The organism is Streptosporangium sp. OZ121, from assembly GCF_051918885.1.
In the GTDB taxonomy this organism is placed as follows: Bacteria; Actinomycetota; Actinomycetes; order Streptosporangiales; family Streptosporangiaceae; genus Streptosporangium.
In genome coordinates this window covers 143,421-168,953 of sequence record NZ_JBPXMC010000006.1, presented here as the reverse complement: position 1 = coordinate 168,953, position 25,533 = coordinate 143,421, and the positions used below count along the sequence as shown (strand labels likewise).

General features: G+C 71.7%; 17 protein-coding genes and 1 other RNA gene. 13 read left to right on the top strand and 5 right to left on the bottom strand.

From position 1 onward, the window contains the following. Window positions 1-24 precede the first annotated feature (24 nt). From ftsX to ssrA, 4 genes are all read left to right on the top strand, one after another. Window positions 25-933, top strand: coding sequence for a permease-like cell division protein FtsX (gene ftsX, locus ACTOQ1_RS14525; RefSeq protein ID WP_440067384.1), 909 nt, complete (start codon window positions 25-27; stop codon window positions 931-933). Window positions 934-1,057: 124 nt separating this feature from the next. Next, window positions 1,058-1,525 carry an SsrA-binding protein SmpB gene (gene smpB, locus ACTOQ1_RS14520; protein ID WP_362679364.1) on the top strand — a complete coding sequence of 156 codons (468 nt, stop codon included), beginning with the start codon at window positions 1,058-1,060 and terminating at the stop codon, window positions 1,523-1,525. A gap of 2 nt (window positions 1,526-1,527) precedes the next feature. Further along, a complete protein-coding gene (locus ACTOQ1_RS14515; RefSeq protein WP_440067381.1) occupies window positions 1,528-3,423 on the top strand; it encodes a penicillin-binding transpeptidase domain-containing protein in 1,896 nt (631 codons plus the stop codon). A 340-nt stretch (window positions 3,424-3,763) separates the two neighbouring features. Continuing rightward, window positions 3,764-4,148: a transfer-messenger RNA gene (gene ssrA, locus ACTOQ1_RS14510) on the top strand. A gap of 115 nt (window positions 4,149-4,263) precedes the next feature. Here ssrA and glpK read toward each other — a convergent pair. Next, window positions 4,264-5,781, bottom strand: coding sequence for a glycerol kinase GlpK (glpK, locus tag ACTOQ1_RS14505; protein ID WP_440067379.1), 1,518 nt, complete (start codon window positions 5,779-5,781; stop codon window positions 4,264-4,266). Between the two features lie 86 nt (window positions 5,782-5,867). Then, window positions 5,868-6,698, bottom strand: a complete 831-nt coding sequence (locus ACTOQ1_RS14500; RefSeq protein ID WP_440067377.1) for an MIP/aquaporin family protein — start codon at window positions 6,696-6,698, stop codon at window positions 5,868-5,870. A gap of 346 nt (window positions 6,699-7,044) precedes the next feature. On the opposite strand from ACTOQ1_RS14500, the gene ACTOQ1_RS14495 reads away from it, so the two are divergent. Beyond that, entirely contained in the window at window positions 7,045-8,115 is a 1,071-nt protein-coding gene (locus ACTOQ1_RS14495) for a polysaccharide deacetylase family protein (RefSeq protein WP_440067375.1), read from the top strand. A gap of 81 nt (window positions 8,116-8,196) precedes the next feature. Here the strand turns inward: ACTOQ1_RS14495 and ACTOQ1_RS14490 are convergent, their stop codons facing one another. After that, window positions 8,197-9,318, bottom strand: coding sequence for a S1C family serine protease (locus tag ACTOQ1_RS14490; protein ID WP_440067373.1), 1,122 nt, complete (start codon window positions 9,316-9,318; stop codon window positions 8,197-8,199). A 19-nt stretch (window positions 9,319-9,337) separates the two neighbouring features. After that, a complete protein-coding gene (locus ACTOQ1_RS14485; RefSeq protein ID WP_440067371.1) occupies window positions 9,338-10,858 on the bottom strand; it encodes an AMP-binding protein in 1,521 nt (506 codons plus the stop codon). A gap of 134 nt (window positions 10,859-10,992) precedes the next feature. Here ACTOQ1_RS14485 and ACTOQ1_RS14480 point away from each other — a divergent pair, with 134 nt between their 5' ends. From ACTOQ1_RS14480 to ACTOQ1_RS14445, 8 genes are all read left to right on the top strand, one after another. Then, window positions 10,993-12,249, top strand: a complete 1,257-nt coding sequence (locus ACTOQ1_RS14480; RefSeq protein ID WP_440067369.1) for a hypothetical protein — start codon at window positions 10,993-10,995, stop codon at window positions 12,247-12,249. A 203-nt stretch (window positions 12,250-12,452) separates the two neighbouring features. Next, a complete protein-coding gene (locus tag ACTOQ1_RS14475) occupies window positions 12,453-14,690 on the top strand; it encodes an acyl-CoA dehydrogenase (RefSeq protein ID WP_440067367.1) in 2,238 nt (745 codons plus the stop codon). 122 nt (window positions 14,691-14,812) lie between these two features. Then, a complete protein-coding gene (locus ACTOQ1_RS14470; protein WP_440067365.1) occupies window positions 14,813-15,583 on the top strand; it encodes an FkbM family methyltransferase in 771 nt (256 codons plus the stop codon). Next, entirely contained in the window at window positions 15,583-17,142 is a 1,560-nt protein-coding gene (locus tag ACTOQ1_RS14465) for a hypothetical protein (protein ID WP_440067363.1), read from the top strand. The genes ACTOQ1_RS14470 and ACTOQ1_RS14465 overlap by 1 nt, the downstream gene beginning before the upstream one ends. A gap of 139 nt (window positions 17,143-17,281) precedes the next feature. Continuing rightward, complete coding sequence (locus ACTOQ1_RS14460) at window positions 17,282-17,413, top strand: hypothetical protein (RefSeq protein WP_344745256.1); 132 nt, start codon at window positions 17,282-17,284, stop codon at window positions 17,411-17,413. A gap of 214 nt (window positions 17,414-17,627) precedes the next feature. Continuing rightward, window positions 17,628-18,923 (top strand): glycosyltransferase family 4 protein, encoded by a 1,296-nt coding sequence (locus tag ACTOQ1_RS14455; protein WP_440067361.1) that lies wholly within the window; start codon window positions 17,628-17,630, stop codon window positions 18,921-18,923. Next, window positions 18,924-23,276 carry an alpha-(1->3)-arabinofuranosyltransferase domain-containing protein gene (locus ACTOQ1_RS14450; RefSeq protein WP_440067359.1) on the top strand — a complete coding sequence of 1,451 codons (4,353 nt, stop codon included), beginning with the start codon at window positions 18,924-18,926 and terminating at the stop codon, window positions 23,274-23,276. After that, window positions 23,273-24,262 (top strand): DUF3068 domain-containing protein, encoded by a 990-nt coding sequence (locus ACTOQ1_RS14445; RefSeq protein ID WP_440067357.1) that lies wholly within the window; start codon window positions 23,273-23,275, stop codon window positions 24,260-24,262. Before ACTOQ1_RS14450 ends, ACTOQ1_RS14445 begins: the two co-directional genes overlap by 4 nt. Here the strand turns inward: ACTOQ1_RS14445 and ACTOQ1_RS14440 are convergent. Next, window positions 24,180-25,385 (bottom strand): acyltransferase family protein, encoded by a 1,206-nt coding sequence (locus tag ACTOQ1_RS14440; protein WP_440067355.1) that lies wholly within the window; start codon window positions 25,383-25,385, stop codon window positions 24,180-24,182. The genes ACTOQ1_RS14445 and ACTOQ1_RS14440 overlap by 83 nt on opposite strands. Window positions 25,386-25,533 lie beyond the last annotated feature (148 nt).

Genomic DNA, 25,533 nt, shown 5'->3' with positions numbered 1-25,533 from the left:
ACCGGATAGAGCGACAGGAAGAGCATGCGGGCAAACTTCATCTTCTCCGAGGTCTGGATCGGCCTCCGCCGCAACCTCACGATGACCATCGCGGTCATCGTGACCGTGGCGATCGGCATGGCGTTGCTGGGCGTCGGTCTGATGATCAACTCCCAGATCAACAGCATGAAGGACTTCTGGGCGGACAAGGTCGAGGTCTCGGTCTTCCTGTGCAAGAAGAACGATCCCTTCCCGCAGTGCAAGGGCAGCGGCGGTGTGAACGCCCAGGAGCAGGCCGAGCTGAAGGCGACCATCGAGGGCATGTCCCAGGTCGAGTCCGTCGCCGTCGAGAACGCGACCGAGGCCTACAAGAACTTCCGGGACCAGAACGCCAACAACACCGTGCTGCTCTCGGCCATCCAGGTCGAGGACATGCCCGAGTCGCTGCGGGTCAAGCTCAAGGACCCCGAGGCGTACGGGCCGGTGATCGAGGCGGTCAAGGGCGCCCCGGGGGTCTCCAACGTGGTCAACCAGAAGGAGCTCCTGGAGAAGTTCTTCGGGCTGCTGGAGAAGCTCCGCTGGGCCGCCCTGGTGGTGGCGATCATCCTGGTCTTCGCGGCCACGCTCCTGATCGGCAACACCGTCCGGCTCTCGGCGTACAACCGCAGGCGGGAGACCGGCATCATGCGGCTGGTGGGTGCCTCCAACCTCTACATCCAGCTTCCGTTCGTGATGGAGGGCGTCATCGCCGGCCTGATCGGCGGTGTGCTGGCCGCGATGCTGCTGATCGTCAGCAAGGTCTTCCTCTTCGACGGGGTGCAGCTCTACCTCTCTCCCAACAGCCAGCTGTCCTGGGAGACGGTCGCCTCGGTGATCAGTGTCACCATGGTCTTCGGCGTGCTCATCTGTGTGCTGGCCTCCTTCGTCACCCTCCGCCGCTACCTGCGTGTGTGACGATCCCGTGCCTCCCTCGTCCGCTGTGACCGTCCCGCGAGCGTGGCGCCTCCGCGCGCCGATCCAGGTCCCGCCCGCGCTCGCGGGCGCGGTCCGCGGTTCCGGTCACCGGTAGGCTCCAGGCATGCCACGTGAGACCGGGCGTAAGGTAATCGCCCAGAACAAGCGTGCCTGGCACGACTACCACATCGAGGACACCTACGAGGCTGGTCTCGTGCTCCAGGGCACGGAGGTCAAGTCGCTGCGGCTCGGCCGTGCCTCCCTCCTCGACGGGTACGCCGTCATCAAGGACGGCGAGGCCTGGCTGATCAACGTCCACATCCCCGAATACACCATGGGGACCTGGACCAACCACGCCGCGCGCCGCACCCGCAAGCTCCTGCTTCACCGCAAGGAGATCGACAAGCTGGTCTCCAAGACCAAGGAGGGCGGCCTGACCCTGGTGCCGCTCGCCATCTACTTCAAGGACGGCAAGGCCAAGATAGAGATCGGCCTCGCCAAGGGAAAGAAGGACTGGGACAAGCGGCAGACGCTGGCCGAGAACCAGGCCAAGCGGGAGATGGCGCGCGCGCTCAGGCACAGGAACAGGTGATCGTGAGGGGCAGGGCCCGGCGAACCGCCGCCGCCGCGCTCGCGCTGGTGGCGACGGCTCCCATGCTGTCCGCCTGCTTCGAGGAGCCCTCGGCCCACGAGGCGGTGCGTGACTTCCTGATCGGCTGGCAGACGGGCGACTACGCCGCCGCGGCCAGACGCACGGACGGTGACCAGAAGGTGGTCAGCCGGGCGCTGGAGAACGCCAAGCTCCAGCTCGACGCGGCCTCGTTCCGCTTCAACGTCAAGAGCATGCGGCGCGCGGCGGACGAGGTCGAGGCCGACTTCGACGCCGAGGTCGACCTGGGGGAGAACAACCCCCTGTGGGAGTACGAGGGCAAGCTGCCGCTCCACCTGGTCGACGGCCAGTGGCGGGTGCGCTGGTCGCCCAGCGTCCTGCACCCCCAGCTGCGCGAGGGTGAGCGGTTCGCCGTGAAGGTCACCCCCGAGGGCCGCCAGCCGATCCTCGACCGCAACCGCGACCCGCTGCAGGAGAAGGCCGTCCTGCACGTGGCGAGCGTGGTCCCGTCCAACCTGAAGAGCGGCGAGGCGGACGATCTCTGCGAGAAACTCTCCAAGATCACCGGTTTCCCGCAGGACCGCCTGCTGAGCCGGATCCGCTCCGCGCCGCCCAACCTCCAGGTGCCGCTGGTCACCTTCGGCCGTACGAAGTTCCGGCAGCTGCAGGGGCAGTTGGAGGCGATCCCCGGCCTCACCCTCTCCGCGCAGGAGCAGGCGGTGGCCCCCGCCTCGCCCACCCAGATCGTCGGCACCGTCACCGCCGTCACCCCGGAGAGCGAGCAGCAGCTCGGCGGGCCGCAGCGGGCCGGGGACACGGTCGGCAGAGCCGGTCTGCAGAAGGCGTACCAGGAGCATCTGACCGGTTCGACCGACACCCGGGTGATCACCGTCGACCTCAAGACGCTCAAGGTGACCGAGCTCAAGAAGTGGCGGCCCGACCGCTCCACCTCACCGGTCCGCACCACGCTCGATCGCTCCCACCAGAAGGCGGCCGACAGCGCGCTGCTGGGCGGGACTCCCGGCATGCTGGTCGCGGTCCAGGCCTCGACCGGTGACATCCTGGCGGTGTCGAGCACCGAGCAGTACAACCAGGAGAGGCACGCCCTCGCCGGGAGGTTCCCCGCCGGGACCGCTTTCTCGATCATGACCGTCGAGGGCATGCTCAGGGCGAAGATCGACCCCAAGCAGAAGGTGGCCTGCCCGGCCGACAGGTCCGTCGGGGGTGCCGCGTTCCACCAGGAGGGCGGGTCCGCAGGGGGCTCGCCGACCCTCCAGGCCAACTTCGCCACCGGCTGCGTGACCGCGCTCGCCGCGCTGGCCCGCAGGATCAACGGCGCGGAGCTGACGGCCGACGCCGCGAAGTTCGGCATCGGGGTGCCCTGGAGCCTCCCGCTGAAGTCGTTCAGCGGTTCCGTGAACTCCAAGAAACCGCTGAAGAGCGACGCGGCCACGGCCAAGGCCATCACCGGGCAGAACGTCCTGGTCAGCCCGCTGTCCATGGCGCTGGTCGCGGGGGCCGTCGCCTCCGGCACCTGGCGCCCGCCGGTCCTGGTCACCGAGCCCCAGACGGCCGACCCCACGACTGACGCCAAGCCCTCCAAGGCGCCCGACCCGGTCCAGCTGGACGACAAGACGGTCGAGACCCTCCGCGCCTTCATGCGCAGCGGAGTGACCGGGGGCTCCGCGCGGGCCGCCGCGGCCCCCGGCGACCCCGTCCACGGCATCACCGCCTCCGCCTCGCAGAACCGCAAGCCGCTCTCCTGGTTCGTCGGGTGGCAGGGGGACGTGGCCGTCGCCGTGCTGACGCAGAGCTCGGACGCCACGGCGGGAGCGACCGTCGCCGGGCGCTTCTTCCAGGGGCTGCACGCCGGTCTGTGACGCTGCGGAATATTCTTTTCACCCTGAGCAACCATGGAGTGTCTTGTTTGCGTCCTTCTAAGTGACCGGGCTCCGCTTGGGGGGTTGCGGACCCGGTCGCTGTGATGAGATCAGGGCTTCATCTCGGGGGAAGCCCTGCCGTCAGGACCGGCTCGACCCTGCCGGTCGACCCCGGGGACGCTCGCGATTCGCGGGTGTCCCCGGGGTTTCGGCGTTCCCGGGGTGCCGGCGTCCCCGGCCCGCCGTGGCGCGCCCGGCGGGAATTCGATTCGCTTCAGCCGTGTTGTAAGAGGTATCTTCGGATAGCTCGGCCCCTCGGGGTCGCGTTGAAAACTCAACAGGGGGTGACTGGTTTCGACTTTGGCTTTTCAAGTCAGGTGAAGCGGGTCGAGGACTGCGGACATAACCTCGTTAACACTGTGACCGCGACCAACAAGTGCCAATAAGACGCACTCCGAAGTCAGCCAGGGCAACCTGGCACTCGCCGCCTAAGCAGCGAGTGACTTCTGCCGGCCCGGGAGTGCCTCCGGCCCGGATCCGGCATCGCTAGGAGGCTCAACCGATCGACCCGGCCACGGGGAAGATCGGGAAATCTTACAGTGGCTGAGCCCGTCGGCGACTTGCCTGCGTGATTGCCGGGGCTGAGAAAAGCACAGCAGGCTCCACCCGGAGAAGCCCTGTCTTGGAGTTGAAGGACGCGGGTTCGATTCCCGCCACCTCCACCCCCGTTCCGCATCGAACCGTGCGGAACAGATCGCCGAAGGGCGGTCGGGCCGGCCCCGTGCCGCCCCGGCCGCCTTTTCGTCTTCCGCGGGCCCTCTCCGGCGTGGTTTCCGCGGGTCAGGACACGTCGACCCAGTCGAGGGTGCGTTCGACCGCCTTCTTCCAGCCGGCGTAGCCGGCGGCCCGCTGCTCGTCCGACCACTGGGGCTCCCAGCGGCGGCCCTCCTGCCAGTTCTGCTTGAGCTCGTCGGTCGACTTCCAGAAGCCGACCGCCAGCCCCGCCGCGTACGCGGCCCCCAGGGCGGTCGTCTCGGCCACGACGGGCCGGGAGACGGACACGCCGAGGATGTCGGCCTGGATCTGCATGCACAGGTCGTTCGCGGTGACGCCGCCGTCGACGCGCAGCACGTCGAGGGCGACGCCGGAGTCCTGCCGCATCGCCTCGACCACGTCGCGGCTCTGGTAGCAGATGGACTCCAGGGTGGCCCGCGCGAGGTGGGCGTTGTTGTTGAAGCGCGACAGGCCGACGATGGCGCCCCGGGCGTCGGACCGCCAGTACGGGGCGAAGAGGCCGGAGAAGGCGGGGACGAAGTAGACGCCGCCGTTGTCCTCGACCTGCCGGGCGAGCGCCTCGCTCTGCGCCGCTCCCGAGATGATGCCGAGCTGGTCGCGCAGCCACTGCACGGCGGAGCCGGTCACCGCGATGGAGCCCTCCAGCGCGTACACCGGCGGCTCCTCGCCGAAGCGGTAGCAGACGGTGGTGAGCAGGCCGTTCTGGGACCGTACGAGCTCGGTGCCGGTGTTGAGCAGCAGGAAGTTGCCGGTGCCGTAGGTGTTCTTGGCCTCGCCGACGCCGAAGCAGACCTGCCCGACGGTGGCGGCCTGCTGGTCGCCGAGGTCGCCGGAGAGCGGGACCTCCCCCTTCAGCGGGCCGGTCGCCCGGGTGGTGCCGTACAGGCCGGGGTGGGAGGAGGGGGCGATGGACGGCAGCATCCGACGGGGGATGCCGAAGAACGACAGCAGCTCGTCGTCCCAGTCGAGGGTCTCCAGGTCCATCAGCATCGTGCGGCTGGCGTTGGTCGGATCGGTGACGTGCACGCCGCCGTCGGTGCCGCCGGTCAGGTTCCACAGCAGCCACGTGTCGGTGTTGCCGAAGATCGCCTCTCCCGCCTCGGCGGCCTCGCGCACGCCGTCGACGTTCTCCAGGATCCACTGGATCTTGCCGCCGGAGAAGTACGTCGCCGGGGGCAGGCCCGCCTTGCGGCGGATGACGTCGCCCCTGCCGTCGCGGTCCAGGGCGGAGGCGATCCGGTCGGTGCGGGTGTCCTGCCAGACGATCGCGTTGTGGTACGGGCGCCCGGTCCTGCGGTTCCAGACCACCGCGGTCTCGCGCTGGTTGGTGACGCCGAGCGCGGCCAGGTCGGAGGCGGCGAGGCCCGCCCTGTTCATCGCGGTCTCGATCACCGCCCTCGTGCGCTCCCAGATCTCCGTGGGGTTGTGCTCCACCCATCCGGCCCGGGGCAGGATCTGCTCGTGTTCGAGCTGGTGGCGGCCTATCTCGTTACCGCCATGATCGAAGATCATGAATCGGGTGCTCGTCGTTCCCTGGTCGATCGCTCCGACGAAGTCAGGCATGGATGGTGCCTCCTCTGTGAGACTCTCCGGGAGATCTGCCGCTCTCCCCGTAACGGTTCCCGGCCCCGCCTGGACGAGACCCTCGTTCAGGCGGGGGTGGCCCCCTCGTCGGACGGCATCCGCCCCACCTCGGGCTCGGCGTCCTCGGGGGGAAGGAACCTGGCGATCAGGACCTGGTACAGGAACGCCCCGATCAGGGCCCCGATGACGGGCGCCACGATCGGGACCCAGAAGTAGAGCTGGCCGTACTGATCCTGCCAGGCGGTCTCGTATCCGGTGAGGTACGAGGCGAGTCGCGGCCCGAAGTCGCGGGCGGGGTTGATGGCGTACCCGGCGTTGGTGCCCCAGGCCATCCCGATGGCCACCACGATCAGGCCGACCACGAAGGGGGCCAGGTTGGCCATGGGCGCCGAGTTGCGCGCGTCGGAGACGGCGAGGACGAGCAGGAGCAGGATCGCGGTGCCGATCACCTGGTCGCGGAAGGCGCCCCAGGTGCCGATGGGCAGGCTCCCGTTGCCGGGCAGGGTCGAGAAGACGCCCTGGGTCTTGATCGTGAGCCCGGGGTCGGCCTTCTGCAGCACCTCGCTGTAGTTGAAGCGGACGATGAGCGCCGCCACGAACGCGCCCGCCGTCTGCGCCAGGGAGTACGGCAGGACCTTGCGCCAGGAGAACCCCTTGAAGGCGGCGAGCGCGATGGTGACGGCGGGGTTGAGGTGGGCTCCGCTGGTGCGGGCGGCGACGTAGATGCCCAGGGTCACTCCGAGTCCCCACGCCCACGCGATGCTGTCGTGGTCGCCGATCTCGGCCGCCACGACCTGGGCCACCACCGCCACCCCGAACAGAATCAGGATCATGGTGCCCGCGAACTCGGCCGCCAGCTCGCCGACAAGCCCCCGGTTCTTCAGGCGTTCCGCCATCTTTCCCCCTCACGACGCCGCTCGGATGCCCGGACGGTAAGCGGGAATTTCAGGGCAGTCAACGGTAACGTGACGAAATTGTCGAATTTTGGTCAACAATCTAAGTCGTCGGTAACGAGACCGAAATGTGGTCCTACGTCCGCACTTGCGATGTCTCCGCTGAGTGAGAACCCTGTCACCGTCCGGCGTCCCCGGGTGTGGAGGCCCCCGTCCCCGGCGGAGTCGCGCGGTGCCGCCCGGTGCCGCCGAGAGCCGCTCCGGCGGGAACCTTTGCCGGGCGTGGAGGTCAACCCGCAGGTCAGAGGGGGATGAGAAGCGTATCGTCAGTGCGCTTTGGAGGAATTCGATGGGCCGTCTCAGAGTGGGCAGGGCCGGTATCGCCGTCGTCGCGACGGGAGCCGTGCTGGCCGGATGCGGATCGACGGGGTCGAACGAGGGCGACGAACAGAAGGCCAAGGTGGCGGCCTCGGCGAAGGCGTCGGCCGCCGCCGCCTCGCAGGCCAACCAACTCAAGGCCAAGACGCAGGCCGCCGCCAAGGTCAAGGCCAACGAGCTCGGGCAGGTGCCCGTCCTCATGTACCACCGGGTGATCGACAAGCCCTCCACCCAGGACGACCGCACCCCCAAGCAGTTCCGCACCGAGCTGGAGCGGCTGGCCAAGGAGGACTACGTCGCGGTCACCGCGGCCGAGTTCGTCACCGGGCGCATGGACATCCCGGCGGGCAAGCATCCCGTCGTCCTCACCTTCGACGACTCCTCACCCTCGCAGTTCGAGCTGGACGGGATGGGGCTGCCCAAGCCGAACACCGCGGTCGCGATCCTCCAGGACGTCGCCAAGACCTATCCGGGCTTCCGCGGCGTTGGAACGTTCTACGTCACGCGCGACATGTTCGGCAAGGCGACGCCCGAGGAGGGAGCGCAGATGCTCCTCTGGCTCACCGACAAGGGCTTCGACATCGGCAACCACACCCGCGACCACCTCAGCCTGGGCGGCAAGCCGAAGAAGGCGGTCAACGCGGAGGTGGCGGCGGGCCACCGGCTCATCACCGGCCTGATCAAGGTGCCGCCGGTCACGCTGGCCCTGCCGTACGGCATCCAGCCCGACGGCAAGGCGTGGGGTCGCAAGGGCTCCTCGGGGGACGTCTCCTACGACTACGGCGGCGTGTTCCTCGCGGGTTACACCCCGGCGCTGTCCCCGTTCAACAAGAAGTTCGACCCGCTCGGCATCCCGCGCATCCGCTCGATGGACAAGAAGGGCGACTGCGCCAAGTTCTGCTCGGTGGCCTGGCTCGACTGGCTGAAGACGAACGCCGACGAGCGCTACACCTCCGACGGCGACGTCAAGACGGTCGCCTTCCCCAAGTTCAAGGCGCCCTTCGTGGCCAAGTCCTTCGCCGACCGCGTCCTGCCCTACTGACCGCCCCGGCCCGCCCGGCCGCCCGGTCACGCCGGCCGGGCGGCCACGGTGGTCCCGGCGTGATCGGGCGGGGCGCCGGCGTCAGCCGCCCGGGAGCTCCGTGAGGGGGACGACCACGGTGGTCGTCGAGCCGTCGGGGCGCAGGACCTCGACCTTCGCGTCCTGGCCGGGCCTGAGCTGGGAGAGGACCGCCGCCAGCTCCTGGGTCGACGGGGTGGGCATGCCGTCGACCGAGACGATCAGGTTCCCGGCCTTGAGTCCCGCCCGCTCCGCGCCGCTGTTGCGCTGCACCCGTACGACGCTGACACCCGCGGGCTGCCCGTTCATGTCGATCACGGTTCGTACGACGACGCCGAGCGCGGCCCTGCGGGTGTTGGTGACCCTGCCGTCCCTGATGATCTGCGTGGCGACGTCCTTGACGGTGTTGGCCGGGATCGCGAAGCCGATGCCCGGGGCCTGGGCGTTGCCGAGCTCGGGGTTGACGGCGGTCAGGGTCGGCACGCCGACGACCTCGCCCCTGAGGTTGACCAGGGCGCCGCCGCTGTTGCCCGGGTTGATGGGCGCGGAGGTCTGGATGGCCCCGCTGATCGTCGCGCCCGGCGAGCCCTCGCCCCCGGGCTCGGTGACCGTGCGGCCCAGTGCCGAGATGATCCCCTCGGTGACGCTGCCCGACAGGCCCAGCGGGTTTCCCATGGCCATCACGATCTCGCCGACCCTCAGCTTGGAGGAGTCGCCGAAGACGGCGGGTTTCAGCCCGGCCGGATCGTCCACCTTGATCACCGCCAGGTCGCCCAGCTCGAACGAGTCGACCAGCCTCGCGGTGCGCGGGGTGCCGCCGTTGGCGAGCGTGACCTTGAAGGTCCTGGCGCCCCCGACCACGTGGGCGTTGGTGATGACGTGCCCGGCGGTGTCGTACACGATCCCCGAGCCGAGGCCGTCCCCCGTGGTGATCTGCACGATGGACGGCAGCACCCTGGCGATGGTCCGCTCGTAGGCGGCCTCCAGGGCGTCCGGGACGGGGCCGGGGGTGGCGGGTGAGCCCCTCGGGGAGGCCGCGGCGGAGGTGCTCGCCGACGCGCCGGGTGTGGGGACGCCCGGCGAGCCGGCCGTCCCGGGTGTTTGCAGTTGCAGGCCCTGACCGCAGCCCGCGAGCGTCATGACGGCGGCCGCCAGTAGCGCGGCGCCTGTCGTTGATCCCCCCATGCAAGGGTATTTGCCCAGCTCAGGAAGGAAGATACGTATTGCGCAGGTTGCTCCGGCTGAGCTTGCCCGTGGGAGTACGCGGCAGCGGGTCGCGGTACTCGATCACCCGGGGGTGCTTGAGGCGGGCCAGCCGGGAGTCGCAGTGGGCCAGCAGCTCGCCGGTGAGCTCCGCGCCGGGGGTGACGCCCGCCGCGGGCTGGACCAGCGCGACGACGCGCTGGCCCCACTCCGGGTCGGGGACGCCGATCACCGCCACGTCCGCGACCGAGGGGTGTTCCTGGAGCACGGCCTCGATCTCGGCCGGGTAGATGTTGACCCCGCCGGAGATGATCAGGTCTGTGCGCCGGTCACAGAGGAACAGGTAGCCGTCCTCGTCCAGGTAGCCGATGTCGCCGGGGGTGTAGAGGTGGCCGCGCATCGTGGAGGCGGTCTTGGACGGGTCGCGGTGGTACTCGAAGCGGTTGATTCCGCCGATGTAGACCATGCCGGGCTCGCCGGGCGGGAGCTCCGCGCCGTCGTCGCCGATGATCGTGAACGTGATGCCGTCGATCGCCCGGCCGACGGTGCCCGGCCGCTCCAGCCACTCCGCCGAGGAGACCATCGTGGCCACGGCGGCCTCGGTCGAGCCGTAGTACTCCCACAGCACGGGGCCGAGCCATTCGATCATCGCCTGCTTGGTGGCGGGCGGGCAGGGGGCGGCGCCGTGATAGAGGTGCGTCAATGACGATAAATCGTACTTTGTCCTGATGGAAGCGGGCAGGGCCAGCAGCCGGTGGAACATGGTCGGCACCATGAACGCGTTGGTCACCCGGTGCCGCTCGACCAGCTCCAGCGTCTCCGCGGCGTCGAACCGCTCGGTCACCACGAGGGTGTGTCCGAACTGCAGGGCCATCATCGCCTGCCCGTACGGCGCCGAGTGGTAGAGCTGCGAAAGTAACAGGTGCACCCCGTCGGGCGGCAGCCCGAAGTGCCGCCAGCCCTTGCGCATCAGGATCGGGTAGAGGTCCTCGGGGCTCAGCTCGATCAGCCGCCGCCGCACGCCCTTGGGCCTGCCGGTGGTCCCCGAGGTGTAGAGCATCATCGACCCGGCCCTGCGCCCCTCGGGGGGTGCGGCCGGCCGCCCCTCGGCGAGGGCGCCGGTCTCCACGAACCCGCCCGGCACCGCGTGCCCGTACCGCTCGGAGCTCACCGTCACCCGCGCCGCGCAGTCGGTGACGATGTAACCGACCTCGTCGGCCGTGTAATGCCAGTTGACCGGGACGTGATAGGCGCCGATCTGGTACGTCGCCAGCATCATCGTGATCGCGTCGACCCCGTTGGGCAGGACCGTCACGACGGTGTCCCCCGGCCGGGTGCCGCGCGCCAGAAGGCCGTGCGAGACCTGGTTGACCCGCTCGTACAGCTCGCCGTAGGTCGTGGTCACCGTCGCGGTGGCGTCCCCGGTCGCGCCCGCGCCGGTGGTCGTGGTCGCGTCCGCGACGACGGCGACGCGTCCGGGATCGGCCGCCGCGATCTCGTAGAAGCCCCTCGTAGCCCTCATGGCGCGACCATACAGAACGACATTCTGTTCATGGAAGGGGAAAGGCGGTTACCTGGGCTGATGCACACCTCGTGGCCGAAGCGTAATAAACGACGATGCGTCGAATCTTTCCGAGGTGACATAACCTGGCGCGTATGGCGGACGTCGGCGGCAACTCCTCCGGGCGCTCTCACGAGAGATACATCCCCTCATATGACGCGCCCACGGCTCCCATACCCGCCATTCCCGCCGAGGACGGTTCGATCATCAGCCCCCGGGTGCCCCGGAGGTTCCCCATCGGTGACGGCGAGGAGACCGCTCTGGTCTCCAGGCCCCCTGGATCGTTCCCTCGCCCCGTGGCCGCGCCCGGCGACCGGCGGGACGAGCCGGAGGCGGACGCCGGCCAGGCGCGCGAGCCGGGTGGGCTCGGGACGATCCCGGTCAGGCAGGTAGGCGGATCCGCGAGACCCTGGAGTCCCGACAGGACCGGGATGCCCGGCCGGCCGGGCACCGGCGCCTCGGCGGGCGCCGGCGACGGACACGGCGACGGACACGGTGGCGTGGCGGCGGGATGGCCCGGCGCGGCGCAGCGGCCCGAGGCGTTCGCGGAGCCCGGTCTCCAGGGCCGGCCCGGCGGCGCGCGGGGCGGCCCGGAGGTGAAGGGCGGGGCGAAGAGGCCCGGCGGCCTGCTGATGCGGATCGGCGACATCCCGATCCGGGTCGCCTACAGCCTGGGTGCCGCCGTCCTCACCGGTGTCATCGTGGTCCTGATCTTCGTGCTGTTCTCCGGTGACGAGCCCGGTGATCCGGCCGGGGTCGGCCGGGCCGTGCTGCCCACCGCGAAGCCCTCGCCGACCGTCTCGCCGATCACGCTGCCCGCCCTGCCGGGCGCGACCGCCCTGCGGGTCCTGCCGGGCAGGCCGAGCGTGGTGCTGGGCGCGGTGACCGACACCAGGTCCGCGCTGACCTACGCCAGCCTGGGCGCGCCCTGGGAGACCAGGGCGGTGCCGTCGTTCTCCGTCGGCCAGCAGGTCGGCACGGCCAGGTTGCCGCGCACGGTCATCGCCTCGGGGCCGCTTCCCGGCGCCACCCCGGCCAAGGCGCTCAAGAGCGACGCCGACTACCGCAGGGCGGCGCTGAACGCGGTGCGGTGGACGATCCGCAACCACCACCCCGCGGGTGGAAAGGTCGCGTGGACCGCCTCGCAGCGGCCCGCCGGAGGCAAGGGGTGGATGCTCGGCTACCGGGTCACCTACCAGGTCAAGGGCGTGAGACACACCTCCCAGGCGGCGCTCGCGGTGATCGACGTCGGCCGCCGCAAGCCCTCCGTGCTCTTCGTGACCGTGCCCGACTCGCGCAAGCGGCTCTGGGCCGACATCGCCCCCCTGATGGCGAGCGTCCGCGCCCTCTGACGTTCTCCGGCGCCCGCCCGGTTCGCCGGGGGCCGGGATCTCCGGCGAGCGGGTTCTCCCCGGCCGTCCACGGAGCAAGCCGGTGCGGGGCGGCAGGTGCGGGGCGGCAGGGGGCGGCGTACCCGGTGATGAGGGTTCGCGCGTTGTGATGGAAGCACCTTCTAGAATATGGTTCTGGCATTGAATCCTGTCTGGAGGCTGTCATGGCGATCGGGTTGAGCGAGGAGCACGAGGCGCTCCGGGAGTCGGTGACCAGGTGGGCGGAGCGCAACGTCCCGTCCGAGGTCGTGCGCGCCGCCGTCGAGGCCGAGAGCGCGGAGCGCCCCGGTTTCTGGGCGGCACTGGCCGACCAGGGACTGCTCGGCCTGCACGTCCCCGAGGAGCACGGCGGCAGCGGCTACGGCCTGCTGGAGACCGCCGTCGCCGTCGAGGCCCTCGGCGAGCGCGTCGCCCCCGGCCCGTACGTTCCCACGGTGCTCGCCAGCGCCGTGATCCTCGCCTCCGACGGCAAGGCCCACGCCGAGCTCCTGCCCGGCCTCGCGGACGGCACGCTGACCGGCGCGGTCGCGCTGGGCGCCTCGATCACCGGCAGCCGGGGCGAGGACGGCGCCCTGACGATCGGCGGCACCGCCGACCTGGTCCTGGGCGGCGCGTCGGCCGACATCCTGGTGCTCCCGGTGAGCACCGACCGCGGTGAGGAGTGGGTCGCGGTGGACGCCTCCGCGGCGACCGTCACCCCGGTCAGGGCGCTCGACCTCACCCGGGGGGTGGCCAGGGTCGAGCTGGACGCGGTCACCGTACCGGCGGGACGGGTCCTCGACGGGCTGCAGGGGCCCGGGGTCCTCAACCTGGCCGCGATCCTGCTCGGCGCGGAGGCCGCGGGCCTCGCGTCGTGGTGCGTGACCGCGGCCGCCGGATACGCCAAGGTCCGCGTGCAGTTCGGCCGCCCGATCGGGCAGTTCCAGGGCGTCAAGCACAAGGCCTCCCGGATGCTCGTCGCCCTGGAGCAGGCCCGCGCGACCGTGTGGGACGCCGCCCGCGCGACGGACGGCACGGGCACCGAAGCCGAGGTCGCCGAGGTCTCTGCCGACGAGCTCGCCTACGCCGCCGCGATCGCGGGAGTGGTCGCCCCCGACGCGGCCGTGCTCTGCGCCAAGGACGCCATCCAGATCTTCGGCGGCATCGGCTACACCTACGAGCACGACGCCCACCTGTACTACCGCCGCGCGCTCACCCTGCGCGCCCTGCTCGGTTCCTCGGGGGAGTGGGCCGAGTCGGTCGCCGAGCTCGCCCTGAACGGCGTGAGCCGGGAGCTGGAGATCGAGCTGCCCGAGGAGGCCGCCGAGCTGCGCGAGAGCATCCGCTCCGAGATCGCCGGGTTCGCCGCGCTGGAGGGCAAGGAGCAGAAGCGGGCGCTGGCGAGCGCCGGGTACGTCATGCCGCACCTGGCCAGGCCCTGGGGCCGCGACGCCAAGCCGCTGGAGCAGGTCCTCATCTTCCAGGAGCTCAAGGCCGCGAAGGTCAAGCTGCCCCAGATGATCATCGGTGCCTGGGTGGTGCCCTCGCTCGTCTCGTACGGCACCCCCGAGCAGCAGGAGCGCTTCCTGCCGCCCACGCTGAGCGGCGAGATGATCTGGTGCCAGCTCTTCTCCGAGCCCGGCGCGGGCTCCGACCTGGCGAACGTGCAGATGAAGGCCGAGAAGGTCGAGGGCGGCTGGCGGCTCAACGGCCAGAAGATCTGGACCTCCGTGGCGCACTTCGCCGAGTGGGGCATCTGCATCGCCCGCAACTCCTCGGAGGGGTCCAAGCACGAGGGCATCACCTACTTCCTGGTCGACATGAAGGGCCCCGGCGTCACGGTCAGGCCGCTCACCGAGATGACCGGGGAGAACCTGTTCAACGAGGTCTTCCTCGACGACGTGTTCGTCCCGGACGACCTGGTCGTCGGCGAGGTGGGCCAGGGCTGGAAGGTCGCCAGGAACACGCTGTCCAACGAGCGGGTCTCGCTCTCCTCGGGTTCCGGCGGCACCGGCTCGTCCGTCCCCGACCTGCTCGGCCTGGCCGGGCGTCTCGGCCGGGAGCTCACCCCCGCCGAGCGTCAGGAGCTGGCGCGCGTCGTCTGCGAGGGCCACTCGATCGCCGCGCTCGGGCTGCGGGTGACCCTGAAGCAGCTGACCGGCCTGGAGCCCGGTGCCGACGCGTCGGTCCGCAAGCTGCTGTCCACCTCGCACGCCCAGCACGTCTCGGAGTGCGCGGTCTCGCTGCTCGGTTCCTCGGCCGTCATCGCCGCCGATATGAAGCTCGGCGACGCGGGCTACTGGAACCGCGCGGTGCTCTCCACCCGGGCCATGACGATCTACGGCGGCACCACCGAGGTGCAGCTCAACATCATCGCCGAGCGCATGCTCGGGCTGCCCCGCGACCCCGAGCCGGGCAAGTGAGCCGCCTCCCGTCGTGAGAAGGGCCGTTCCCGCCCGCCCGTGATCCCGCGGGCGGGCGCCGCCGGTCAGCGCCCGCTACGTCTGGTACGGGCGAGTTTTGACCCTTCGGTTAGGCTTCGCGCATGTCGATGCGGTTCCGGCCCGGTGTGGTCGTGCGGAGCGCCGTCGCCGGTGCGATCCCGTTGCGCTGGTTCGGCGCCGCGATCCGCCGGGTCTACCCCCGGCTGGACGCCGAGCTGGCCCGTGCCGAGGAGTTCGTGCCGCGCGGCGGTACCGCCGTCGACGTGGGCGTCTGGTACGGGCCGTGGACCGCGGAACTGCGGCGGCTCGGCTGTGACGTCGTCTCGATCGAGGCGAACCCCCGCCTGGCCGCCATGCTCGGGCGGACCTTTCCCGACGTCCGGGTGATCGCGGCGGGTGCCTCTGACCGCTCGGGTACGGCGCGGCTGTGGATACCCGGCGGCGGGCGGGGGGCGGAGGCCACGGCCTCGCTCGTCCACGGGGAGGGGAAGGGCGTGCCGGTGGACGTCCCGACCGTCACCATCGACGAGCTGGACCTGAGGGACGTCCGGTTCGTCAAGGTCGACGTGGAGGGCCACGAGCTCGCCGCCCTGCGCGGCGCCGAGCGGACCGTCCGCCGGGACCGGCCCGTCCTGCTCGTCGAGCTGGAGACCCGGCACCAGGACATCGAGCCGGTCGTCGACCAGCTCGCCGAGTGGGGCTACACCGGCTCCGTGCTCACCGGCGGAACCTGGGTGCCGCTGGACGGCTTCGACCTGGCCGCCCACCAGAAGGCGGCGGTCGGCGAGGTGGAGCGGAGCTTCGTCTCCCGCCTTCTCAGACCCGGCGGCGAGTACGTGAACATGGTGCTGTTCCGCCCAGCGACCCGCTAGTGCGCCCCCTTCGCGCTCCCACCCCGCGCCCGGCTCTCGCCCCGCTCCTGGCTCCCGCCCTGGTGGGGCTGGTCCTCGGGGTGCTCGCGCTCTGGCCCGCGCTCAGTCCCGGTTTCGTGCTCCGCTACGACATGGTGTTCGTGCCCGACCCGCCGCTCCCGCCGGACGGCGGCGGCTTCCCCCGCGCGGTGCCGAGCGACCTCGTGGTGGCCCTGCTCTCGTCGGTCCTTCCCGCCCAGATCACGCAGAAGGCGATCCTGCTGGGGATCTTCGTGCTCGCCGCGACGGGCGCCGCGGCCCTGGTGCCCGGGGAGCGCCGGGTCGCCCGGCTGGCCGCCGCGGCGTTCTACGCCTGGAACGTCTACCTCGCCCAGCGGCTGCTGCTCGGCCAGTGGGCGCTGCTGCTCGGGTACGCGGGCCTGCCGTGGGCGGTGCGCGCGGTCACCCGCGAGGGGAGCCGGCGCACGGTCCTCGCCCTGCTCCCCGCGGCGATCGGGGGTTTCCAGGCGATGCTCGTCTCGGCGATGACCGTGCTGCCCGTGGCGGGCCGCCGGGCCCCGCGCACCCTGCTGGTCGTCGCCGTGCTGAGCCTGCCGTGGCTGGTCCCGGCGCTGGGCAGCGCCGCCGTCACCGACCCCGCCGGGGTGCGGGCCTTCGCGCCGCGCGCGGACGGGCCGCTGGGCACCCTCGGCAGCCTGCTCACCCTCGGCGGCGTGTGGAACTCCGGAGCCGCCGTACCGGGACAGGAGACCTGGTGGTCGGCCCTGGTCCGGCTGGCGGTGGCCGTGGCGGCGGTGGCGGGGTACGTCCTGCTCGAAGGGGGGTGGCGCGGCCGGGGCTCCGGCGAGGGGGGAGAAGGCGGGCGGCCCGCGTACTGGGGCGGGCTGGCGGTCGCGTCGGCGGCGGGGCTGGCGGTGGGGTGTGCCGGCGCCTTCCTGCCGGGGGTGGTGGAGGCGATGATCGGGCTGTGGCCCGGCTTCGGGCCGCTCCGCGACGGGCAGCTCTACCTCGCCCCCTTCGCGCTGCTGCAGGCGGTCGGCCTGGCCGCGGTGACCGCGCGGCTGTCCCCGGCGGTCCGCCCCGGCATGCTCGTGCTGCCCCTGCTGGTGCTGCCCACCTTCGCGCTGGGGGCGTTCGGCCGGCTGGTCGCGGTCGACTACCCCTCGGACTGGTCCAGGGTGCAGCGGATCGTGGACGCGGATCCCGCGCCGGGGGCGCTGCTGACGCTGCCGTGGGGGGCCTACCGGGCGTTCGGCTGGAACGGGGGCCGGGTGGTGCTCGACCCGGCGGTCAAGCTCTTCGAGCGCAGGGTCGTCTGGAACGACGGCCTGCCGGTCGGGCTGGGAGACGGCCGCACGCTCACCCTCGCCACCGAGGACCCGCTGGCGCGCAGGGTCGGCGCGGTCCTCGCGGGGGCCGGTCCGCTGACCGGGCCGCTGGCCGCGGAGGGGATCGGCCACGTGCTGATCCAGAGATCGAACGAGAACCTGTTCCGTGCCAGGCTTCCCGGCGCGAGGCTGATCTTCGCTGGTCAGGACCTGCTTCTCTTCCGCCTGTGATCCGTTGAGATGCAACTATGTCGCGATTTACCAGCTGGTAACATTATTTATCACATTTTTATCGATTGACTAGCTGAAGACCTGTATCAGGTTCTACTGTCGGGCAGACCGCACGACCAGCGTTGGAGGGAGAACTCGAGTGTTGCGAGTGATTGCCGCTCTGGCGGTAGGGGCGGTGCTGGCGGTCGGAGCCTCGGTGGCCGTCACGAACGTCGCGGCGCCCACCCCCGAGCCGCCCAACAGACCGCTCTACAACTACGGCACCAGGTGACGGCCCGGGGCCGCGGGCCGGCCCCGGCAGCCGCCTGAGCGCCGGTACCCCCGACGCGAGGGAAACCCGTTCCGGATCACGTCGACGCGACAGGGCCTGGCCGCCGCATGCGCGCATTCCCCCCGGCGCCGTTCTCGCGTGCCGTACGGCTGTCGTACGGCGAGTTCACGTGGACACCCGTCGTGCGGGGACATGCCGCACGGCGTCACAGGAGATGCAGGAGATAGGAGTGGTCGTGGCCGGACAGGGCGCCAGGGCGACCTCCCGGGCCTCGGGCCCGCCGCCCGCCGCGGGCCTGGTGGCCGCGACGGCGCGGCAGCGGCCGTCCATGCGCGGGGTGCGCGTCGCCGTCCTGAACTTCCGCGAGCCGCTGCAGTCCGTGGCGGGCGGCGCCGAGGAGTACGCCTGGCAGGTCAGCCGCTACCTGGTCGGGCAGGGGGCGTCGGTCACCTTCGTCACCTCCAGGGAGGCCGGGCAGCCCGCGGCTGAGGTGCGCGACGGCATCGCGCTGCGGCGGATGGGCAACCCGTTCCTGGTCTATCTCCTGGTCCCGCTCTGGCTGCTGTGGCGGCGCCGGCGCTTCGACGCCGTCATCGACTGCATGAACGGCATCCCCTTCTTCGCCCCTTTGGTCGTGAGGCGGCGCACGGCGGTCGTCTCCCTGGTGCACCACGTGCACGACCGCCAGTTCCACGCCTTCTTCCCGCGCTGGCTGGCCAGGATCGGCTGCTTCATCGAGGGGCCGGTCGCCCGGCTCGTCTACCGGCGTCGCGCGACCGTCACGGTCTCGGAGTCCTCCAGGAACGAGCTGCGCGAGCGGCTCGGCTGGCTCGCGCCGATCCAGGTCATCCCGAACGGCAGCCCGGTGGCGCGCCCGGTCGCGAGCGGCGAGGAGACGGCGGGGGATCCCGCCGTGGTCTACCTCGGCAGGCTCGTGGGCCACAAGCGCGTCGAGCGGGTGGTGGACCTCGCCGGTGACCTCGAAGAGGCCTGGCCCGGCGTCCACGTGCACGTCATCGGGCGCGGCGGCGAGCGGGAGCGGCTCGCCGCCCACGCCGCCCGCCGCGGGCTGGAGGGCCGGGTCCACCTGCACGGTTTCCTCCCCGAGGCCGCCAAGAACGCGATCCTGGGAGCGGCGCGGGTCAACGTCACCGCCTCGGAGTTCGAGGGCTGGGGGCTGACCGTGATCGAGGCCGCCGCGCTCGGCGTCCCGACGGTCGCCTTCGACGTCGCGGGACTGCGCGACTCGGTACGCGACGGTGTCACGGGCTGGCTGGTCAGGGAGGGTGAGGAGCTGGCCGACGTGGTGGACCGCGCGCTGCGGGAACTGTCGGACCCGGCCAGGCGCGAGGAGATCCAGCAGGCGTGCAGGCTCTGGGCCGCCGAGTTCACCTGGGGAAGAACGGGCGCTACGATGACCGGACTAATCACCACAGAACTATCTAAAAACGGTCGCCACCTCCATGTATCCGATCCCTGTCTCGCCACGGGTGAGACCGACCCGCCATAAGTGTCCGTGACCTCTCAGGCGTGGATCACCCGCCTGGCCGCGCCCCCCGCCACGTTCGGGGCCTCCGACACCGTGCTCCGCCTCCGGCTCAGGTTGCTCGCCGGATGCCTCTTCCTCGCGGCCGTCGCCTTCAACATGGCGCCGGGCATGCTCATCGCCGAGACGAAGCTGGACATGCCGATCAACCCGATCGGCTTCCTGTCCCAGGCGCTGAACATGTGGGACCAGGACTACCTGGGACACCTGCAGAACCAGGCGTACGGTTACGCCTTCCCGATGGGCCCCTTCTACACCCTCCTGATCAACGCGGGCATGCCCCCGTGGGTGGTGCAGCGGCTCTGGGTGGCGCTCATCCTGTGCGCGGCCTTCGTCGGCGTCGCCCAGGTGGCGAGGGCGCTGCGGATCGGCGGGCAGCTCGCCGGGGTGCTGGCCGGTCTCGCCTACGCGCTCGCCCCGCACGCGCAGGCGCTCATGGGGTTCAACTCGGTGGAGTTCGCCCCCAGCGCGGTCCTGCCCTGGGTGCTGCTCTTCCTCATCAGGGGAGCGCGGGGCGAGACGAGCCCGCGCAGGGCCGCCTGCCTGTCGGCGCTGGCGTTCCTGTTCGCGGGCGGCATCAACGCCGCCGCAGAGCTGGCCGTGCTCGTCGTACCGATGATCTACCTGCTGACCCGGGCGCGCGGCCCGCGCAAGCGGCGGCTGATCGCCTGGTGGCTCGGCGCGATCGCCGCGGTGTCGTTCTGGTGGATCGTCCCCCTGGTGATGCTGGGCAGGTACGTCTTCTCCTTCATGCCCTTCACCGAGAACGCCAGGACGACCACGCTGGTCGGTTCCCTGACCAACGTGCTGCGCGGCGTGAACAACTGGGTGGCCTTCCTGCCCGTCGACGGGCGGCCGTACCTTCCCGCGGCCTACGAGCACGCGACCGTTCCCTGGCTGGTGCTGGTGACCGCGCTGGTCGCGGCGCTCGGGCTGGCCGGGCTCACGCTCCCCTCCACCCCCGAACACCTCTTCCTCGTCGCCACGGCGCTCGTCGGCGTGGCCGTCCTCGTCGTGGGGTACGCCGGGCCGCTGGCCGAGCCGATGCGGGCACTGCTCGACGGGCCGCTCTCGCCGTTCCGCAACCTCCACAAGTTCAACGCCCTCGTCAGGCTGCCGCTCGTCCTCGGGTTCGCGGCGCTCGTGTCCTACGTGGGGGCGCGCCGCGCGAGGGTCCGCGTTCCCGCCGCCGCGGCGTGCGCCGGGCTGGTCGGGCTCACCCTCGTCCCGGTCGCCACCGCGGGCATCGCCCCGAGCGGGGCCTTCGCCGACGTCCCCGGGTACTGGCGGGAGGCGGCGGCCTGGCTGGACCAGCGGGCCGACCGGGGGACGGTGCTGATCCTGCCGGGCTCCCGCAGGGGCGAGTACACCTGGGGGCGGCCCATCGACGAGCCGTTCCAGCCGCTGCTGAGGAAGGCCCGGTGGGTGAGCAACACCATCGTGCCCTGGGGTACGGCCGGCTCCTCGCGCCTCGTGGACGCGATCGACGACCGCTTCGCCAACGGCCAGGGCTCCGCCGGCCTCGCCGCGACGCTGCGCCGCGTCGGCATCCGCTATCTCGTGATCCGCAACGACCTGGACCGCGTCACCTTCGGCGGCGCCTGGCCCGCCCGGGTGCACCAGGCGCTGGAGAACTCTCCCGGTCTCGTCCGGGTGAGCGGGTACGGCCCGGCGGTCGGCTTCTCGGAGTCGGCGACCGGGGCCGGCTGGCTGGACCAGCCGTACACCGCCCTGGAGATCTACGAGGTGACGGGCGCGAGGCCGCCGGTCGGCACGGTGAGCGCGCGGAGCCCGCTGCGAGTGTCCGGCGGCCCCGAGGCGCTGCTCACGATGGCCGAGGAGGGCGTGCTCGACGACGACAGGCCCGTCATCCTGGGGGACGACCCCGGGGCGGAGACCGTGCCCGCCGCCGACACCGTGCTCACCGACACCATGCGCCGGCGGGAGCTGGGGGTCAGCGACCTGCGCAGGTCGCTGACCGAGACGCTCACCGCCGACGAGCCCTTCGAGACGGAGAGGCCGGTCAGCGACCTCACCGACCCCGCGTGGGAGGAGCCGAAGACCGTTGCCGTCCTGAGCGGTGCCGACGGCGTGACCGCCTCCTCCTCGGAGTCCCGGCTGGGCGCCCCGTGGAACGTCCGGGATCCCGGACGGCAGCCGTACGCCGCCCTGGACGGCGACGCGCGCACCGGGTGGCGCTCCACGGGGTGGCGGCCGCCGGCCGAGGAGTGGCTGGAGGTGCGGTTCGCCGAGCCCACGGCCGTCCCCTCGCTCCAGGCGGCCTTCGACCGCTCCGGCGAGACCGCGCCGGTCTCCGAGGTGTCGGTGGAGACGGACGCGGGCGCGGTGCGCACCCGGGTGGACCCGGTGGCCTTCTGGCAGAAACTGAACGTCAGGCAGGGCAAGACCTCCCGGCTCCGCGTGCGGATCACCAGGGTGGCCTCGGAGCGGAGCAACAAGGTCGGGATCCTGGACCTGTCGATCCCCGGCCTCCAGCCCGGCCGCTCGCTCCTCGTGCCCACCGTGCCCACGGCACCGGACGCCGCGTCGGACACCGCACCGAATGCCGCACCGAATGCCGCATCGAATGCCGCGTCGAATGCCGCGCCGGGTGCGGCGTCGCTTTCGGCGCGGGACGCGCGGCCGGGCGCGGCGGGGCCCACGGTCGTGACGAGCCGCACCGACCGGGCCTCGGCCTGCATGCGCGGCTCCTACGCGTGGACCTGCGCCGATGAGCTGGGCATCGTGGGCGAGGACGGCTACGGCTTCGACCGCACGGTGCTGCTGGAGAACCCCGGCAGGCGCGTGATCAGCGGCAGGGTGGCGCTGACCGACGGGAACCTGGCGGTCGGCCTGCTGACGCCCCCGGCCCTCCACCCGAAGGTCACCGCGTCCTCCACCAAGAGCGACATTCCCGCGACCGGCCCCTGGGCGGCGTTCGACGACGACCGGAGCACGATCTGGTACGCCCACGACGACGACCTCGCCCCCTCCCTCAGCGCGGACCTGGGCAGGACCGTCAAGCTCTCGCGCCTGCGCGTCGACTTCCCCGACGTCCGCGCGGGCGCGCCGCCCGTGCGGGTGACGATCACCACCGACGGCGGCACCCGGTACGCGTGGGCCTCCGCCGACGGCTGGATCGACTTCAAGCCGCTCAGCGCGAGCCGGATCACGCTGACCTTCGGCGTGCTCGGCGCGTGGAAGACCGAGGTGGTCGGCGTGTCCATCCCCGGGGTGAAGCCGCTGCCCTCCTACCCCGACCAGCCGGGCCGGCCGCTGCGGATCCCCTGCGGCTACGGCCCGACCCTGAGGGTGAACGGCACCGCCGTGAGCACCGAGATCGTTTCTGGGACCTACGCCGACCTGCTGAACGGCCGCCCGCTCGGCTACCGGGGCTGCGCGTCGCTCCCGCTGGGAGAGGGCGTCGCGCGGTTCACCGCCCCCTCCTCGCAGGGCTACCGGGTCGACTCGCTGGTCGTCGCGGACGCGGGGAGCGGCCGGAGCGGACGGCCCACGAGGACCGGCGGCGAGGGAACCGGGGAGCCCGCCCGCACCGGACAGGCCGTGGAGGCCGCGAAGGCCGCGGAGGCCGTCATGCGGCCGGTCGGGATCGAGAGCTGGAACGCCTCGCAGCGGCGGGTCAGGGTCAGCACGACCGAGCCCTCCTACCTGGTGGTCAACGAGAACCACAACCGGGGCTGGCAGGCCTCGATCGACGGCCGCCGCCTCCAGCCCGCCCGGCTGGACGGCTGGCGGCAGGCCTGGTCGCTCCCGCCGTCCACCGGGGTCGTGGTGATCACCTACGAGCCCGACGGGCCGTACCGGGCCTCGCTCGTCGCCGGGGGGATCCTCGTCGCGCTGGTCGCCGCGCTCGCGCTGTTCCGTTCCCGTTCCCGCCCCCGTCCCCAGCGGCCGCTTCCCGAGGCGCGGCCCGCGACGGTGCGCGCCGCCCGGCTCTGGCCCCTCGCCCCGCTGCTCGGCTTCTGGGTCCAGGGCTGGCCCGGCGCGCTGCTCGTCGGGGTGGTCGCCGCCCTGGCCCTCTGGCTGCGCGAGGTCGCCGCCGCCGAGCACAGCGCGGGCGGCCTGCCGTACCGGGCGGGCAGGGTGCTGAGGTCGCCCCTGCCGGTGGTGGTCGTCCTGGGGGCGGCCGGGGCCGCGCTGGGGTACGGCGGCGACACCGGGCAGACCGTGGCGCAGTATCTCTGCCTGGCCGTGCTCGGCCTGCTGTTCGCCGCGCTCGGCGCCCGTCCCCTTCCCCGGTCGTGGCTGCCCGCGCCGGCGGTGCCCCGGCCCGTCCAGCCCGCGGAGAAGCCATGATCGACCGTCGCCTGCACGGTGTCGTCGCGATCGCCGTGGGAGCGTTTCTCGTCACGCTCGCGGCGCTGGTCCGCCTGTACGTCTATCCGAGCGCCATGCTCCTGCCCGCCGAGCACGACCGGATCACCAGGATGAGCTCCGAGTCCGGCACCTACTTCGACACCGCGGCCCTGCGCACGCGGCGGGGGGTGCCGATCGACGTGGCCATCGCCCGGTACGGCGACTTGGTCAGGTCGACGGCGGACGTCGCCGTCTGGACCGAGTTCGTGTCGGTCCAGACGCGCACGGGCGACCGCGTCGACTACCACGAGCGGCGGGCCGCCTTCGACCGCCGTACCGGGCAGGCGGTCGACTGCTGTGACGGCTACGAGGACGCCGATCCCCGGCCGCGACCCCGGGGGCTGGTCTTCCGCTGGCCGCTGGACACGCGGCCGATCTCCTACCCGGTCTACGACCCGCTGGCCCGGCGCGCGGTGACCGCCAGGTTCGAGGCCATCGAGACCCTGTACGGCGTGCGGGTCCAGCGCTACACCCAGCGCCTGGTCAACGAGCGGCTCCGGCAGCCCGCGATGAACCTGCCGGGCACCGTGTTCGGCCTGAAGGAGTCCGGGGAGGTGCCGGCCACCGCCTACCTGGACGGCACCCGCACCTTCTGGGTGGAACCCGCGAGCGGCATGGTGATCGGGGTCAGGGAGAACCTCGTCAAGACCCTGCGCGCGGACGACGGCCGGGGCAGCCTGGTGCTCTTCTCCGCCGACCTGCGGACGTCCTCGGGCGACGAGCGGTGGAACGCCGGGGAGGCCGGGCATTTCCGCTCCTGGTCGGTCGTCGTCGGCACGGTGGTGCCGCTCAGCCTGGCCCTGCCGGGCCTGGTCGCCCTGCTGCTGGGACTGCGCCGGCAGTTCAGGCCCGGCGACCCCCGCCCAGAGCCCGGGGAATCAGCCGGTACAGCCGCTGGGCGGGAGCCTCTACCAGCCGATGCGTGAGGTCGGCGATCGCGACGGTCAGCGCGGTGCACACCACCAGCGTGGTCACCAGGTCGCCGCTGAAGACGGCCTGCCCGGTCAGCTCGTACCAGCCCACGATCACCACGAACTGCCACAGGAAGACGCCGTAGGAGATCCGGCCGAGATAGCGCATCACGCGGTTGCCGAGCAGCGAGCGCGGCGGCGAGGGGTCGGCGGTGAGCAGGGCGACGGGGGACAGGAAGGCGAGGACGAAGGCGGTGTAGAGGACGATCTCGAAGACGTCCGTCCACAGGTCCTGCAGCTCGAAGAGGCGGCCTCCGGCGATCGGGGTGGCGGCGATGGCGAGGACGAAGGCGGCGATGACCCAGCAGGTGAACCACGACTCGCGGATCCCGCGTGTCAGGCGCCGCACCGGCGCCTCGGGGTCGGGTTCGGCGTTGGCCCACAGCGAGACGATCGCCAGGGCCATGCCCGCGCAGAAGTAGACGAGCATCCGGGGTAGCCACAGTCCCAGCTCCGGCCGGTGGACCGGCACGTGCATGAGGATCGTCCAGATGAACGAGACCGAGGCCAGCGCCCCGACGCAGAACAGGAGCCGCACGGCACGCGCCCGCGGGGACGCGCCCCGTCCCGCGACGGCCCGCAGCACCAGGGCGATCACCGGCAGGGCGAGGTAGAACGACATCTCCACCGACAGGCTCCACATCTGCCCGAGCCCCACCGGGCTCGCCCCCTCCCACCAGGGGTCGGTGACGTAGTTCTGCCCGAGGAGCAGCAGCGGGAGCCATTTCAGCGGGTCGCCGGCCGCCTGCGGCGCCCACAGCACCATGGCCACGACCACGACGAGCCAGTAGGCGGGCAGGATGCGCAGGGCGCGTCTCCACAGGTAGCCCGGCGTGCCGGGAGCCGGCGTGCCCTCGACGACCTGCCGGGCCCAGGGGCGGTAGAGCAGCAGCCCCGACAGCAGGAAGAAGATGGGCACCCCGATGTCGCCGCGGGCGATCAGGCCGCTGACGAACCCCTCCCGCAGGGACGCGCCCGTCTGGGCCGCCACATGATAAAAGAGCACGGAGAAGGACGCCACCGCCCGGATTCCGTCCAGCGCGTCGAGGTGGCCGTCGACCGCCGGAAGGTCCCGCACGTCCGAGGGGGTTACCGGTCGGTATATCGGCGGAGAGCCTGCTTCGGTCACTTTTTGGCATCCCTCGTGACGTAGGTCATCACCCGCACTAACATATCGCGAAATGGAACTTGTTATAGCGCGATCGGGATCCCTGAACAGCGGACGG